The organism is Streptomyces atriruber, assembly GCF_001418325.1.
In the GTDB taxonomy this organism is placed as follows: Bacteria; Actinomycetota; Actinomycetes; order Streptomycetales; family Streptomycetaceae; genus Streptomyces; species Streptomyces atriruber.
On sequence record NZ_LIPN01000078.1, the window covers coordinates 1 to 13,577 of the forward strand.

At 72.3% G+C, this 13,577-nt stretch carries 11 protein-coding genes and 2 pseudogenes; 8 read left to right on the forward strand and 5 right to left on the reverse strand.

Features of this window, described 5'->3' with window-relative positions; translation table 11 throughout:
- Together ftsL and rsmH are read right to left on the reverse strand one after the other, a co-directional pair.
- The coding region (gene ftsL / locus AOK03_RS09215; protein WP_055564689.1) for a cell division protein FtsL at nucleotides 1–402 on the reverse strand (402 nt) is incomplete at its 3' end.
- 99 nt (nucleotides 403–501) lie between these two features.
- Nucleotides 502–1,461 (reverse strand): 16S rRNA (cytosine(1402)-N(4))-methyltransferase RsmH, encoded by a 960-nt coding sequence (gene rsmH, locus AOK03_RS09220; RefSeq protein ID WP_079074580.1) that lies wholly within the window; start codon nucleotides 1,459–1,461, stop codon nucleotides 502–504.
- Nucleotides 1,462–1,882: 421 nt separating this feature from the next.
- On the opposite strand from rsmH, the gene AOK03_RS09225 reads away from it, so the two are divergent.
- The 4 genes from AOK03_RS09225 to AOK03_RS09240 all read left to right on the forward strand — a co-directional run bounded on the left by AOK03_RS09225 (nucleotide 1,883) and on the right by AOK03_RS09240 (nucleotide 7,521).
- On the forward strand, nucleotides 1,883–2,437 hold the full coding sequence (locus tag AOK03_RS09225; RefSeq protein ID WP_055564691.1) for a beta-class carbonic anhydrase: 555 nt from the start codon (nucleotides 1,883–1,885) through the stop codon (nucleotides 2,435–2,437).
- Between the two features lie 221 nt (nucleotides 2,438–2,658).
- Nucleotides 2,659–3,681 (forward strand): AAA family ATPase, encoded by a 1,023-nt coding sequence (locus tag AOK03_RS09230; protein WP_055564692.1) that lies wholly within the window; start codon nucleotides 2,659–2,661, stop codon nucleotides 3,679–3,681.
- Nucleotides 3,681–5,048 carry a DUF58 domain-containing protein gene (locus tag AOK03_RS09235; protein ID WP_055564693.1) on the forward strand — a complete coding sequence of 456 codons (1,368 nt, stop codon included), beginning with the start codon at nucleotides 3,681–3,683 and terminating at the stop codon, nucleotides 5,046–5,048. Before AOK03_RS09230 ends, AOK03_RS09235 begins: the two co-directional genes overlap by 1 nt.
- A 34-nt stretch (nucleotides 5,049–5,082) precedes the next feature.
- Complete coding sequence (locus AOK03_RS09240) at nucleotides 5,083–7,521, forward strand: transglutaminase TgpA family protein (RefSeq protein WP_055564694.1); 2,439 nt, start codon at nucleotides 5,083–5,085, stop codon at nucleotides 7,519–7,521.
- Nucleotides 7,522–7,668: 147 nt separating this feature from the next.
- Here AOK03_RS09240 and AOK03_RS09245 read toward each other — a convergent pair whose 3' ends face one another.
- The 3 genes from AOK03_RS09245 to AOK03_RS09255 form a co-directional block, all read right to left on the reverse strand.
- Nucleotides 7,669–8,082, reverse strand: a complete 414-nt coding sequence (locus tag AOK03_RS09245) for a DUF3040 domain-containing protein (RefSeq protein WP_055564695.1) — start codon at nucleotides 8,080–8,082, stop codon at nucleotides 7,669–7,671.
- 276 nt (nucleotides 8,083–8,358) lie between these two features.
- Nucleotides 8,359–9,138: a methyltransferase gene (locus AOK03_RS09250; RefSeq protein WP_079074583.1), complete on the reverse strand. Its 780-nt coding sequence runs from the start codon at nucleotides 9,136–9,138 to the stop codon at nucleotides 8,359–8,361.
- A 96-nt stretch (nucleotides 9,139–9,234) separates the two neighbouring features.
- Nucleotides 9,235–9,783 (reverse strand): SAV_6107 family HEPN domain-containing protein, encoded by a 549-nt coding sequence (locus AOK03_RS09255; protein ID WP_055564697.1) that lies wholly within the window; start codon nucleotides 9,781–9,783, stop codon nucleotides 9,235–9,237.
- A gap of 160 nt (nucleotides 9,784–9,943) precedes the next feature.
- Between AOK03_RS09255 and AOK03_RS09260 the strand changes: the two genes are divergently transcribed.
- The 4 genes and pseudogenes from AOK03_RS09260 to AOK03_RS43875 all read left to right on the forward strand — a co-directional run.
- Entirely contained in the window at nucleotides 9,944–10,747 is an 804-nt protein-coding gene (locus AOK03_RS09260; RefSeq protein ID WP_055564698.1) for an ATP-binding cassette domain-containing protein, read from the forward strand.
- Nucleotides 10,719–12,803, forward strand: a complete 2,085-nt coding sequence (locus AOK03_RS09265; protein WP_055564699.1) for a YhgE/Pip family protein — start codon at nucleotides 10,719–10,721, stop codon at nucleotides 12,801–12,803. The genes AOK03_RS09260 and AOK03_RS09265 overlap by 29 nt, the downstream gene beginning before the upstream one ends.
- Before the next feature lie 53 nt (nucleotides 12,804–12,856).
- Nucleotides 12,857–13,277: pseudogene (locus tag AOK03_RS09270) on the forward strand (TetR/AcrR family transcriptional regulator); the annotation flags it as partial.
- A gap of 2 nt (nucleotides 13,278–13,279) precedes the next feature.
- A pseudogene (locus tag AOK03_RS43875) lies at nucleotides 13,280–13,412 on the forward strand (TetR/AcrR family transcriptional regulator); the annotation flags it as partial.
- Nucleotides 13,413–13,577: the final 165 nt, after the last annotated feature.

Genomic DNA, 13,577 nt, shown 5'->3' on the forward strand with positions numbered 1-13,577 from the left:
CTGCGGGCGGGGCGCGGGGTAGGACAGCGACGAGGGGCGGGCCGCGGTGCCGGGGACGCCGCGCACGGTCCCGTCGGGATCGAGGAAGGCCGGGTCGCCGCCGGGCACCATGCCGAGCTCCCCGGCGCGGCGCTGCAGGGCGTCGGGGGCGGCATAGCCGTCGACCTCGCGCTGGAGCTCCTGCTCCTCCTCGGTGAGGTCCTTGGTCTGCTTCTTCAGCTCGCTGAGCTGGAAGGAGCCCTCGTTGAGGGAGGAGTTCAGGATGAGCAGCGTGATCAGGCCGCCGCCGAGGAGCAGCACGACCAGGAGCACGAAGGGGGTGCGCGCGGCCTGGCTGGGGCCCTGTGGCAGGAGCCGCGCGAGGCGGGCGGCCCTCCCCCGCAGCTCGGGCTTCTTGCTCATGGAGCCTCCTCGCGGACTCTGATCAGCGTGTTCTGCTCAGCGGGTCCTGCTTGGTCGGGCGATGCCGCTCGGCAGGCGGTGCTCCGGGTCGGGCAACAACTATCCGACGTCCTCGCGGATGCGCTGCGCGCCCCGCAGCCGGGCCGGTGCCGCCCTGCGGTTCTCGGCGACCTCTTCCTCGGTGGGGAGTTCGGCACCTCGGGTCAGAAGCTTGAGCCGCGGCTGGTAGCGCTCGGGTACGACGGGCAGGCCGGGCGGCGCGGTCGTCGCGGCGCCGGCCGCGAACACCTGCTTGACGAGGCGGTCCTCCAGCGAGTGGTAGGACAGGACGGCGATCCTGCCGCCGACGGCGAGCGCCTGCACGGCTGCCGGAACGGCCTGCTCCAGGACGCTCAGCTCGCCGTTCACCTCGATGCGCAGGGCCTGGAAGGTGCGCTTGGCGGGGTTGCCGCCGGTGCGCTTGGCGGCCTGCGGCAGGGAGTCACGGATCAGCTCGACGAGCCGGGCGCTGTTGCTGAACGGCTCCTTCTCGCGCTCGCGCACGACGGCGCCGACGATGCGCTTGGCCTGCTTCTCCTCGCCGTACTGCCGCAGGATCCGCACCAGTTCGCCCGGGGCGTAGGTGTTGAGGACCTCGGCCGCGCTGACGCCGGTCGTCTGGTCCATGCGCATGTCGAGGGGCGCGTCCTGGGCGTACGCGAAGCCGCGGTCCGCCTCGTCGAGCTGCATGGAGGAGACGCCGAGGTCGAAGAGGACGCCCTGGACGCGCGGGATGCCGAGGCGGTCGAGCACGTCGGGGAGTTCGTCGTAGACGGCGTGCACCAGGGTGGCCCGGTCGCCGTAGGGGGCGAGCCGCTCGCCGGACAGGCGCAGCGCTTCCTTGTCGCGGTCCAGGGCGACGAGGCGGGCTGCGGGGAAGGTGGCGAGGAGTGCCTCGCTGTGGCCGCCGAGGCCCAGGGTGCAGTCGACGACGACGGCGCCCGGCTCGGCGAGCGCGGGGGCCAGCATGTCCAGGCACCGCTGGAGCATCACCGGGACGTGTCGGCTGTTGTCGCTCAAGGGGCCCTCTCAGGTCCGGCGCGGCGTGCGTACGCACCGCCGGGTCCCCGCCCGCTCCGTGAAGGGGAATGGACTGCTGGCGCCGGGGAAGTGGCGTCAGCCGACCGGGAGCGGGAGGAGGCCGAGCCGTACGTAGGCGCCGCGCACGTGGGGGGATTCAGGGAATCCCCGGGATGTGCGGTCCAGCAGGGAGCAGGTCGCGTCTCCCGCTTCGCGTCACTTTAGTCCACCGTGTCTCCCGGTCAATCAACCGGCCTGCGCGTCGCGGCAGGGTCCCCGAGGGGGGCGCGCAACCGGCGAAGTCACCCGTTCAGCGGCATCTCCGGCGCCCCTGTGGGTTAGCTCACAACAAGAGCCTTTGACGTTCTTTGTCCCTCTCCACAGCGGGCCCGGACGATCAGTGAGCACTAACGTCGTAGCCATGTCGACTTCCGCAGCCCCCTCGGACCGCACCCCTGAGACGACCGGCGCCATATCCGCCGGAGCGGTCACCGACCGCCTCGTCGAAGCCAACGGGAAGTACGCCTCCCGGTTCACCGACCCCGGGATGGACGCCCGCCCCGTCCTGCAGGTCGCCGTGGTCGCGTGCATGGACGCCCGCCTCGACCTGCACGGCGCGCTCGGCCTCGAGCTGGGCGACTGCCACACCATCCGCAACGCGGGCGGCGTGGTCACCGACGACGTCATCCGCTCCCTGACCATCAGCCAGCGCGCGCTGGGCACCCGCAGCGTCGTCCTGATCCACCACACCACCTGCGGTCTGGAGTCCCTCACCGAGGAGTTCCGGCACGACCTGGAGATGGAGGTCGGCCAGCGCCCCTCCTGGGCGGTGGAGGCCTTCCGGGACGTCGACCAGGACGTACGCCAGTCGATGGAGCGCGTGCGGACCTCGCCGTTCCTGCTGCACACCGACGACATCCGCGGCTTCGTGTTCGACGTGAAGACGGGTCTGCTGCGGGAGATCGACCCTGCGTGACGGACAAAGGGCGGCAAGGCGCCACAAATCGCCGCCAGTTATCCACAGGCGAGTGACACGACCCGGTATGCCCAACAACAATGCGGGGGTGGCATCACGCAGAACCTTTCATGCGTGGTGCCGGTGAATTCTGGGTGGACCGGGTCTGCGCGTGAGCGTCGGCCCGGACATGGGGTATCCCCTGCTCCTCGAGAGCGCGGGGAAGGGCCGAGGAGGGCCGGGTGACGACCTATGACGATCGAGCGAGCCTCACAGATCTGACCACGACCGCGGAGCGTGTCCGCAGGTCGGTGGAGGGTGTGATCGAGGGCAAGCCAGAGGTCGTACGGCTTTCGCTGACCGTGCTCCTGGCCGAGGGGCACCTGCTCATCGAGGATGTGCCGGGCGTGGGCAAGACCATGCTCGCCAAGGCACTCGCGCGGTCCATCGACTGCTCCGTGCGGCGGATCCAGTTCACACCGGATCTGCTGCCGTCGGACATCACCGGGGTGTCCATCTTCGATCAGCAGCGCAGGGACTTCGAGTTCAAGCCGGGCGCGATCTTCGCCCAGATCGTGATCGGCGACGAGATCAACCGCGCGTCTCCGAAGACGCAGTCCGCGCTGCTGGAGTCGATGGAGGAGCGCCAGGTCACCATAGACGGGCAGACGTACGAACTGCCGAGTCCCTTCATGGTGGTGGCCACGCAGAACCCCGTCGAGATGGAGGGGACCTATCCCCTGCCCGAGGCGCAGCGCGACCGCTTCATGGCGCGCGTCTCGATCGGCTATCCGGGACCGGAGGCCGAGCTCCAGATGCTCGACGTCCACGGCGGCGTCTCGCCCCTGGACGACCTCCAGCCGGTGGCGCACGCGCACGAGATCGTGAAGCTCATCGACGCCGTGCGCACGGTCCACGTGGCCGAGCCCGTGCGGAGGTACGCGGTGGACCTGGTCGCCGCGACCCGCAACCACCCGGACCTCAGACTCGGGGCCTCCCCGCGCGCGACGCTGCACCTGCTGCGCGCCGCCAAGGCCTCCGCCGCGCTCAGCGGCCGTGAGTTCGCCCTCCCGGACGACGTGCAGGCCCTGGCCGTCGCGGTCCTCGCGCACCGCCTGCTGCCCACGGCACAGGCCCAGTTGAACCGGCGCACGGCCGAATCCGTCGTCCTGGAGATCCTGCAGCACACCCCGGTGCCCGCCGCCGTGCAGCCGGGCCCCGGTGCCTTCTTCAACCAGCAGCCGCCCGGCGCCCGGAGGCTTTGATGACGGCCGGGGGGAGGCCGGCGGACCCTGCCGACACTGAGAAGGGCGGGGTGCGCACGGCTCTCGCGGGCCTGACCACCCGCGGCCGCTCCTTCCTAGCGGCCGGCGTCGCCGCCGCCATCTGCGCCTATGTCCTCGGCCAGAGCGACCTGCTGCGCGTCGGGCTGCTGCTCGCCGTGCTGCCCCTGGTGTGCGCCACCGTCCTGTTCCGCACCCGCTACCGCGTCGCGGGCAGCCGCAGGCTCTCCCCCGCGCGCGTGCCCGCCGGTTCGGAGGCCCGCGTCCACCTGCGGATGGACAACGTCTCGCGGCTGCCCACCGGGCTGCTGATGCTCCAGGACCGGGTGCCGTACGTGCTCGGTCCGCGGCCGCGGTTCGTGCTGGACCGCGTGGAGGCGGGCGGGCGCCGCGAGGTGTCCTACCGCGTCCGCTCCGACCTGCGCGGCCGCTATCCGCTGGGACCGCTGCAGTTGCGCCTGACCGACCCGTTCGGGATGTGCGAGCTGACGCGCTCCTTCTCGACGTACGACACCCTGACGGTCATCCCGCGCGTGGAGGCGCTGCCCGCGGTGCGGCTGACGGGCGAGGCGAAGGGGTACGGCGACGGGCGGAACCGCTCGCTGGCCCTGGCCGGCGAGGACGACGTCATCCCGCGCGGCTACCGCCACGGAGACGACCTGCGCCGGGTGCACTGGCGCTCCACCGCGCGCTACGGCGAGCTGATGGTGCGCCGCGAGGAGCAGCCGCAGCGCGCCCGCTGCACGGTGCTCCTGGACACCCGTGCCGCCGGCTTCCGGGGCACGGGCCCGGATTCGGCCTTCGAGTGGGCGGTGTCGGGCACGGCGTCCACCCTGGTGCACATGCTCGAACGGGGCTTCTCGGTGCGTCTCCTGACCGACACGGGCGCCTCGGTGCCGGGCGAGGGCTCGGACGGCTTCGCGGGCGCGAGCCAGGAGTCGGCGGACGCGGCCGGGCTGATGATGGACACGCTCGCGGTGGTCGACCACTCGGACGGAGCCGGGCTCTCCCGGGCGTACGACGTGCTGCGCGGCGGGAACGAGGGCCTGCTCGTCGCCTTCCTCGGCGACCTGGCGGAGGAGCAGGCCGCGGTGGTCGCCAAGATGCGCCGGCGCAGCGGCTCCGCCGTCGCCTTCGTGCTGGACAGCACGGCCTGGGCGCAGGGCCCCGGCGGGCTGCCGTCCGGAGCCGGTGACGCGCGCGTGCGGATGCTCCGCGAGGCGGGCTGGACGGCTCTGGCGGTGCCGCCGGGGGCGGGCTTCGCGGATCTGTGGCGGCAGGCGGACCACGCCCGCACGAGCGCGGGCCCGGCGCCCGCGGCAGGCACGACGACCGGGGGATGGGCATGAACGACCGGGTCCGTACGAACGTGGGGGGACATTCATGAGCGGACGCGCGCGGCTCGCGGTGTGCGCCACGGCGGCCACGCTGATGGCATCGGGCTCGCTGCTGCCGCTCGTCGATCCGGCGACGTGGTTCCTGCAGGCGATCGTCCTGCTCGTGCTGCAGAGCGGGGTGGGCGCGCTGGCCCGGCGGGTGCCGCTGGCCAGGCCGCTCACCGTCGTGGTGCAGGCGCTGGTGTCGCTGTTCCTGCTCACGCTGGTGTTCGCCCGTGAACAGGCCCTCGCGGGGATCGTGCCGGGGCCGGACGTGTTCCACCGGTTCGGCGTGCTCCTGGAGGCGGGCGGCAACGACGTCAGTCAGTACATGATTCCCGCGCCGCTCAGCGACGGCATCCGGCTGATGCTGGTCGGCGGCGTGCTGGTGATCGGCCTCGCGGTGGACGCGCTCGCGGTGACCTTCCGCACGGCGGCCCCCGCGGGCCTTCCGCTGCTCGCCCTGTACTCGGTCGCGGCGGGGCTCTCCGACGGCGGCGCAGGATGGCTGTGGTTCCTGCTGGCCGCCGCCGGATATCTGCTGCTGCTCCTGGCCGAGGGCCGGGACCGGCTCTCGCAGTGGGGCCGGGTCTTCGGTGGCGCGCCGCGCGCTCCCGGACGGGTCACCGGGGGCCTGGAGAGCGACAGCGGGGCGCTCGCCCCGGTCCGCACGGGACGGCGCATCGGGGCCGTCGCCCTGGGCATCGCCCTGGTGGTGCCGCTCGCGCTGCCCGCCCTGGACGGCGGCCTGCTGGACGGCTCCGGCGGTCCCGGCGGCGACGGCTCGGGCGGCGGCGGGACGATCTCGGCCGTGAATCCGCTGGTGGCGCTCCAGGACAGCCTGAACCAGCCGGAGGACCGCGAGGTCCTCTCGTACCGCACGAACGCGGACGCGACCGACGAGCTCTATCTGCGGATCGTCTCGCTCGACCAGTTCGACGGCACCACGTGGAAGACCACCGTCCGGCGCATCGAGGACGTGCCGTCACCGCTGCCGGACCCCCAGGGCCTGCGCCCCGACGTCCGCAGGACCGAGATCCAGACGAACCTCGCGGCCGCCGACAGCTACGCGCAGAACTGGCTGCCGATGCCGTTCCCCGCCAGCGGAGTGGAGATCGACGGCCGCTGGCGGTACGAGCCGGTGGGCCGTGCCCTCGTCGGCGACCGGGGCCAGACCACGCGGGGCGCGCGGTACCAGGTCAAGAGCCTGGTCGTGGAGCCCACCGCCGAGCAGCTCGCGGCCGCGCCCGCGCCGCCCGACGATCTGCGGCGCGAGTTCACCAAGGTGCCCGACTCGCTGCCGGAGATGGTCGCGGACCGGGCCCGCCAGGTCACCAGGGGCGCCGCGAATCCGTATGAGCAGGCGGTCAAGCTCCAGGACTACTTCGCCTCGGACGGCGGGTTCACCTACAACACCCAGGTGCGGGCGGGCAGTGGTCCCTCCGCGATCGAGCGGTTCCTGAAGCAGAAGGAAGGGTTCTGCGTCCACTTCTCCTTCGCAATGGCCTCCATGGCGCGGACGCTGGGGATCCCGGCCCGGGTCGCGGTGGGCTTCACGCCGGGCACCGCCCAGGGGGACGGTTCGATGTCGGTCGGGCTGCGCGACGCGCACGCCTGGCCCGAGCTGTACTTCGAGGGCGTGGGCTGGACCCGTTTCGAGCCGACGCCGAGCCGCGGCACGGTGCCGGACTACACCCGCTCGGACGTCCCGTCCGGTGACACGGACGACCCGGACACCCCGGAGCCGTCCACCTCCGCCGAGCCCTCCACGGCGCCCTCCGCGTCGGACACCTGCCCGCCCGACATGAAGAAGCAGGGCGGCTGCGCGAGCGCCGCTCCCGCGGTGGCGGCCGGATCGGGCGGCGACGGTCCGCCCGTCGGGATGATCGTGGGCATCGGACTTGCGGTGCTGCTCGCCCTCGTCGTGCCGTTGCTGCCCTTCCTGTGGCGGAGCCGGGTCCGGGCCGTGCGCCTGGGGTCAGGAGGCCGCGCCCCGGCGGACGCAGCGGCGCGGACGCTGGCCGCCTGGCTGGAAGTGACCGATACGGCCTGGGACCACGGCATTGCTCCGGACGAGTCACAGACCCCGCGGAAGGCCGCCGCCCGGATCGTCCGCGTGGGGCAGCTGACCACCGGTCCCGCGGAGGCCGTCCACCGGGTGGCGGCCGCGGTGGAGCAGGTGCTCTACGCACCGCACCCGCAGCCCACGGCAGGGCTGGCCGAGGACGTCCGGCGCGTGCAGGCCGGGCTGAACGCCCCGGTGGGCCGGGTGACACGACTGCGTGTGATGCTTGCGCCGCGTTCGGCCGCCCGGGTGGTGTGGGCGGTCTCGGACCGGTGGACGGCGCTCGGAGCGCGCTGGCGCGAGCGGGCCGCGAAGCGGTGGTCGGTGCTCGCGCGGAAGCTGCCGCGGCGGGCCGGTCAGGGCGCCGGTCAGGGGAGCTGAGAGGGCCGCGGGCTCCGGCCCGCGGCCCCCACGGCCCCGCACATACAGGTGTGAGGGCACATACAGATGTGAGGGGTGGCCGCCCCATCGGGTGGCCACCCCTCACACATGCATACGTCTGTTCGGGTCAGCGGCGGACCGGTCGGGTCACTGACCGCCCTGCTGTTCGTCGCGGCGACGCTGCCACCGCTGCTCGATGCGGTTCATGACGGAGCGGCGCTGCCTCGCCTGCCGTGGCGCCGCCTGCCCGCCTGGTGCGGCGGCCGCGCCCGAAGGCTGTTCGCCCGGCTTCGGCGCCTTGCGCCAACCGGTGACGGCGAGCACCGCGCAGCCCAGCATGACGAGGAATCCCACCACGCTGATCCAGATCTGCTGGGCGACCATTCCGGCCATGAGAAGGGCGATGCCCACAAGGAAGCCCACGACCGCTTGGTAGACCCGCTTCCGGGTGTACGTGCGCAGCCCGCTTCCCTCAAGCGCTGTCGCGAACTTGGGATCTTCGGCGTACAGCGCTCGCTCCATCTGCTCGAGCATGCGCTGCTCGTGCTCCGAGAGCGGCACGGAGTCCTCCTCATCGTGCAGTCGCCGGGGCGACCGGGGGTCCCCTTCAGGATAGGCAGGGAATCGCCCCCGTGAAACCCGCCCCTCTGCGCCAACTTCGCCAAACCGGACCTGCACTCCGCTCCGGCTCGCTGAAGCGTGCATTCCCCAGCGGCCGAACCGTCATGCAGAACGGTGTCCCTCGATCATACGGCGCCCGTAGCCCGTTCGGGGGGCCTGTGGCGTACTCCATGTGCGACTGCGTCCCTGATCAGCCGGTGAACCCACGGGAGCACCTCAGGCCTCGGAGGCCTCCCGCGCCTCACCGAGCACGTGCAGCTGGGTGGCCACGGCATGGAAAGCGGGCAGCTCGGCCGCGGCGGCCTCCAGCTGGAGGAGGGCCTCCAGGGCGCCCGGCTCGGTGTCCACGAGGACGCCGGGGACCAGGTCGGCGAAGACCCGGACGCCGTGCACCGCGTCCACGCGCACGCCCGCGGCCTCGACCAGCTCGGTGAGCTGGTCGGCGGTGAAGCGCCGCGGCACGGGGTCGCCGTCGCCCCAGCGGCCCGCCGGGTCGGTGAGCGCGGCCTGCGCCTCCTTGAAGTGCCCGGCGAGGGCCCTGGCGAGCACGGCGCCGCCGAGACCCGCCCCGAGCAGGCTGAGGACACCGGCGGGGCGCAGCGCGTCGACGGCGAGGCGCACGCCCTCGGCCGGGTCGTCCACGTACTCCAGGACGCCGTGGCAAAGGACCGCGTCGAAGCCGCCGCGCTCGACGACGTCGAAGAGGCCGAGCACGTCGCCCTGGACGCCGCGCACCCGGTCGGCGACGCCGGCCTCGGCGGCCCGGCGCTCCAGCGCGAACAGCGCGTTCGGACTGGGGTCGACGACCGTGACGCGGTGGCCGAGCCGGGCGACCGGCACCGCGAAGTTGCCACTGCCGCCGCCGGTGTCGAGCACGTCGAGTTCGGTGCGCGACTCCCGGCCGGTGACCTTGACCCGGCGGTCGAGGGCGTCTTTCAGGACGTCCCAGACCACGGCGGTACGAAGAGAAGCGCGGGGGCGCATCGGGTCCGACACGGCAGTTGACTCCTCGGCGCGGGGGTGCGGATGCCTCCACCCTATTGCCTGCGCCGTGGTGCCCAGGCCACGTGTCCCACCGTACGGACGCGCCGGTCAGCCTGCGTCCGGCGGCTCCCTGCCCGCGTCCTGGGACTCCTGCCGGGGCTGGGGCAGCACGGGCTGGAGCACGAGCATCCGCTCGACGATGCGCAGGAACATCGCCACGTCACGGAGCAGGTCGTCGGCGTCACGGGCGGTGGCGGCCGCCGCTATGCCCGCCTCGGCACGGGCCCGGCGGGCGGCACCGGAGGCGAACAGGGCGCTCCACTCGGTCAGTTCGGGGGCTATTTCGGGCAGGACTTCCCAGGCGCTGCGGATGCGCTGCCTGCGGCGCGGGGTCGCCTCCGGGCGGCCGCGCGCGGCCAGGACGGCGGCCGCGGTGCGCAGCGCGGCGAGATGGGCGGTGGCATAGCGCTCGTGCGGTGCTTCCAGACGGGCGGCCTCGTCGATTCCGGCGCGGGCCTGGGCGAGCAGTTCGAGAGCGGCGGGCGGGGCGGTCGCGCGGCGCAGGACGGGGTGGACATCGCTCGCCGGGCCGGTCAGTGAGGGAGCAGGGCCGACGGCGCGGTGCCGGTGGGCGGCTGCTGCGGAAGTGCTGGCCATGACGAACCTCCTGTCGTCGTGTGACGGCGCAGTGGCCGTATGTACACATCGTGGAGTACGCCACTGACAATCGGCTCTGACCTGGGGTTTTGCTTCGATTGGGGGTTCGGGCTTACTTTTGAACTGACCAGTCAGTTCAAAAGGAGGGGCAGGGGGGACTGTGAACGGTCCGACCGAAGGTGTGCGTGGAGCCGCCGTCACCGCCGAGGACTTCGGGCTCAAGGGGCCACGGGGCTGGGCGTTCCGCGGCATCAAGATCCAGGCGGAGCCCGGGTCGCTGATCGCGCTGGAGGGCCCCTCGGGTTCGGGCCGCACCTGTCTGCTGCTCGCGCTCACGGGACGCATGCGTGCCACCGAGGGCCACGCCTGCGTTGGCCGCTTTCGCCTGCCCAAGCAGCTGGCCGCGGTGCGCAGGATCAGCGGACTCGGGCCGGTGCCCGGCGTCACCGATCTCGACCCGGCCCTGACCGTCGCCGAGCATCTGCGCGAACGGGCGCTCCTGGAGCGGCGGTTCGGCGGTTCGCTGCGCGGGCTCCTGCGGCCCCGCAGCGAGCGGGTGAACGAGACGCGGCTGCGCATCGACACCGCGCTGGCCGCCGCCGGGCTCGACATGGAGTCGCTGCCCAAGGGGCGCCGGACCGCCGTGCGCGACCTGGAGCGGCTGGAGGTGCTGCGGCTCTCCGTGGCGCTGGCCCTGATCGGCAGGCCGCGCGTGCTCGGCGTCGACGACACCGACCTGAAGCTCTCCGACGCCGAACGGACCGAGGCCTGGGGAATGTTGAAGTCCCTCACGGACGGCGGGACGACCGTCGTGGCGGTGTGCAGCGAGGCGCCCGAGGGCGCGGTCGTGGTCCGCACCGGCTCCCGCCCCGACGCACGCCCCGGCACAGGCACCCACGACGACGAACGCACCGACGACGACAAGGAGACGGCGGATGCGCTCGCCGAAGCTCGCCGCGCTTGAGCTGAAGCGCTTCGGCAGGGGGAAGCTGCCGCGTGCCGCGCTCGTCGCGCTCCTGCTGCTGCCCCTGCTGTACGGCGCCCTGTACCTGTGGTCCTTCTGGGACCCCTACGGCCGCCTCGACCGCATCCCCGTGGCGCTCGTCAACGACGACAAGGGAGCCACCGCGCAGGGCAAGAAGCTCGCGGCGGGCGACAACATCGTCGAGGGGCTCCGCGACAGCAACACCTTCGAGTGGCACGAGGTGAGTGACGCCGAGGCGCGCAAGGGCGTCGAGGACGGCACGTACTACCTGTCCCTGACGATGCCCACGGACTTCAGCAGGCGCATCGCGTCGAGTTCGGGGGACTCCCCGGAGACGGGCGCCCTGAAGGTCCGTACGAACGACGCCAACAACTACATCGTCGGGCAGATCTCGCGGACGGTCTTCTCCGAGGTGCGCTCCGCCGCGTCCACGAAGGCGTCGCGCTCCTTCCTCGACAAGATCTTCATCTCGTTCTCCGACATCCACGGGGCGACGCAGAAGGCCGCCGACGGCGCCGAACAGTTGGACAGCGGCATCGACAAGGCCAAGAAGGGCTCCAAGGACCTCGCCAACGGCCTGGGGGACGCCAAGGACGGCAGCGGCGACCTGGCCGGGGGCATCAAGAAGCTCCACAAGGGCGCGGGCGACCTGGAGGTCGGCTCGAAGAAGGTCGCGGACGGTACGCAGAAGCTGGCCGACAAGGTCAACGGCACGGCGGACCAGGTGCGGCCCTTCCTGAAGGACAACGGCAAGACGATCGGGGACACGGCCCAGCTCGTCGCCGACTCCTCCAAGGCGATGCGCCACCACCTGTCCACCTGGGTGAAGCTGGCCCCCGGGGCGGCCGAGGGCGCCAAGGACGCCTCCCGGATCATCGGCGAGTTCTACACCCAGCAGTGCGAGAAGGCCCCGATCCCCGACCCCCACTGCGCGAAGTTCAAGGACGCCAAGGAGTCCGCGGAGAACGTGTCGACCATCGCGGACGACATGAACACCGTGGTCAAGGACCAGAACAACGACGTCAAGCAGCTCGACAAGCACCTGGCCACGCTGCAGAAGAAGTCGCAGGCGCTCGCCGACCGCGCCCCGCACCTCGACGAGGACCTGAACGCCGCGGTCACGCAGATCAACGACCTCAACAAGGGCGCGGGCAAGGTCGCCAAGGGCGCCACGAAGATCCATACGGGTCTCGGCACCGCCAAGACCGGTGCCGGCGACCTCGACGAGGGCATCGGCAAGCTGGAGACGGGCGCCGGCGACCTCAAGGGCGGCATGTTCAAGCTGGCCGACGGCTCCTCGAAGCTGTCCGGCGGGCTGCACGACGGCGTCAAGAAGATCCCGGACTACGACAAGAAGGACCGCGATGAGCGCACCGGCGTCATGGCCGACCCCGTGCAGCTCGCCTCCCAGTCGATGCACAAGGCGCCCAACTACGGCACGGGATTCGCGCCGTACTTCATCCCGCTCTCCCTGTGGGTCGGCGCGATGGTGGCGTACATGCTGATCCAGCCGCTCAACCGGCGCGCGCTCGCCGCGGGCGCCTCCGCGTGGCGCATCGCGCTGGCGGGCTGGCTCCCGGTGGCCGCCCTGGGCGTGCTCCAGACCGCCGCCCTGCTCTCCGTCCTGCACTGGGGCCTCGGCCTGCAGATGGCGCGGGCGGCCGGGACCGTGGGCTTCCTCTGCCTGGTGACGGCGTGCTTCGCGGCGATCGTGCAGTGGCTCAACGCCCGCTTCGGAGCGGCGGGACGGATCCTCGTCCTCGCCGTGCTGATGCTGCAGCTGACGTCGGCGGGCGGCACGTACCCCGTGCAGACCAGCCCCGGCTTCTTCAGCGCGATCCACCCCTTCCTGCCGATGAGCTACGTCGTCGAGGCCCTCCGGAGACTGATCACGGGCGGCGGCCTCGGTCCTGTCTGGCAGGGCTGCGCGGTCCTGACGGCCTTCACCCTGGGCGCCCTCGCGCTCACCGCGCTCTCCGCGCACCGCAAGCAGGTGTGGACCCTCGACCGGCTGCACCCGGAGCTGAGCCTGTGAGCACGGCGGAGCGGGGACGGCCTGCGGAACCTGTGAGAATCAGGCCCATGGACAGCAGTGCAGGCAGCACCCGCCGCGAGGCGACCCGGCAGAGGCTCTACGAAGCCGCCGTCACCCTCATCGCGGAACAGGGCTTCTCGGCCACGACGGTCGACGAGATCGCCGAACGGGCCGGAGTCGCGAAGGGCACCGTCTACTACAACTTCGCGAGCAAATCGGTCCTCTTCGAAGAGCTGCTGCGGCACGGCGTCGGCCTGCTCACCGCCTCCCTGAAGGAGGCATCCGAGGAGGCGGGCAGGAGCGGCGGCAGCAAGGTCGACGCCCTCGACGCGATGATCCGGGCGGGCCTGGTCTTCATCAACCGCTACCCCGCCTTCACCCAGCTCTACGTCGCCGAGCTGTGGCGGACCAACCGCGCCTGGCAGTCCACCCTGCTCGTGGTGAGGCAGCAGGCCGTCGCGGTGGTCGAGGACGNNCGCCGCGCTCGTCGGCATGGTGCTGGTCGCCGCGCTGGACTGGCAGGCCTTCCAGCCGGAGCGCTCGCTCGACGACGTGCACGCGGCGCTGTCACGGCTGCTGCAGGGCCGGGTCAGCGGCACGCGCGCGTAGCCCCGTCTTCCCGGTTCCTCCGGAACGCACGCGGTTCCTCAAGAACGCACCGGCGCCTTCTCCGACACGACGAAGGCGCCGGTGCGGTGCCTCCTGTTCCCAGGCAGCACCGCACCGACGCTTTCTCCGTCCCCCCGTAACCCCCGTGCGACCCCCGTGTGGTCG

What these genes read in the sequence shown, in the direction of transcription:
- AOK03_RS09225 (WP_055564691.1), top strand. Translation starts at nt 1,883, where the DNA reads ATGTCGACTTCCGCAGCCCCCTCGGACCGCACCCCTGAGACGACCGGC.
- AOK03_RS09235 (WP_055564693.1), top strand. Translation starts at nt 3,681, where the DNA reads ATGACGGCCGGGGGGAGGCCGGCGGACCCTGCCGACACTGAGAAGGGC.
- AOK03_RS09240 (WP_055564694.1), top strand. Translation starts at nt 5,083, where the DNA reads ATGAGCGGACGCGCGCGGCTCGCGGTGTGCGCCACGGCGGCCACGCTG.
- AOK03_RS09255 (WP_055564697.1), bottom strand. Translation starts at nt 9,783, where the DNA reads ATGGCCAGCACTTCCGCAGCAGCCGCCCACCGGCACCGCGCCGTCGGC.
- AOK03_RS09265 (WP_055564699.1), top strand. Translation starts at nt 10,719, where the DNA reads ATGCGCTCGCCGAAGCTCGCCGCGCTTGAGCTGAAGCGCTTCGGCAGG.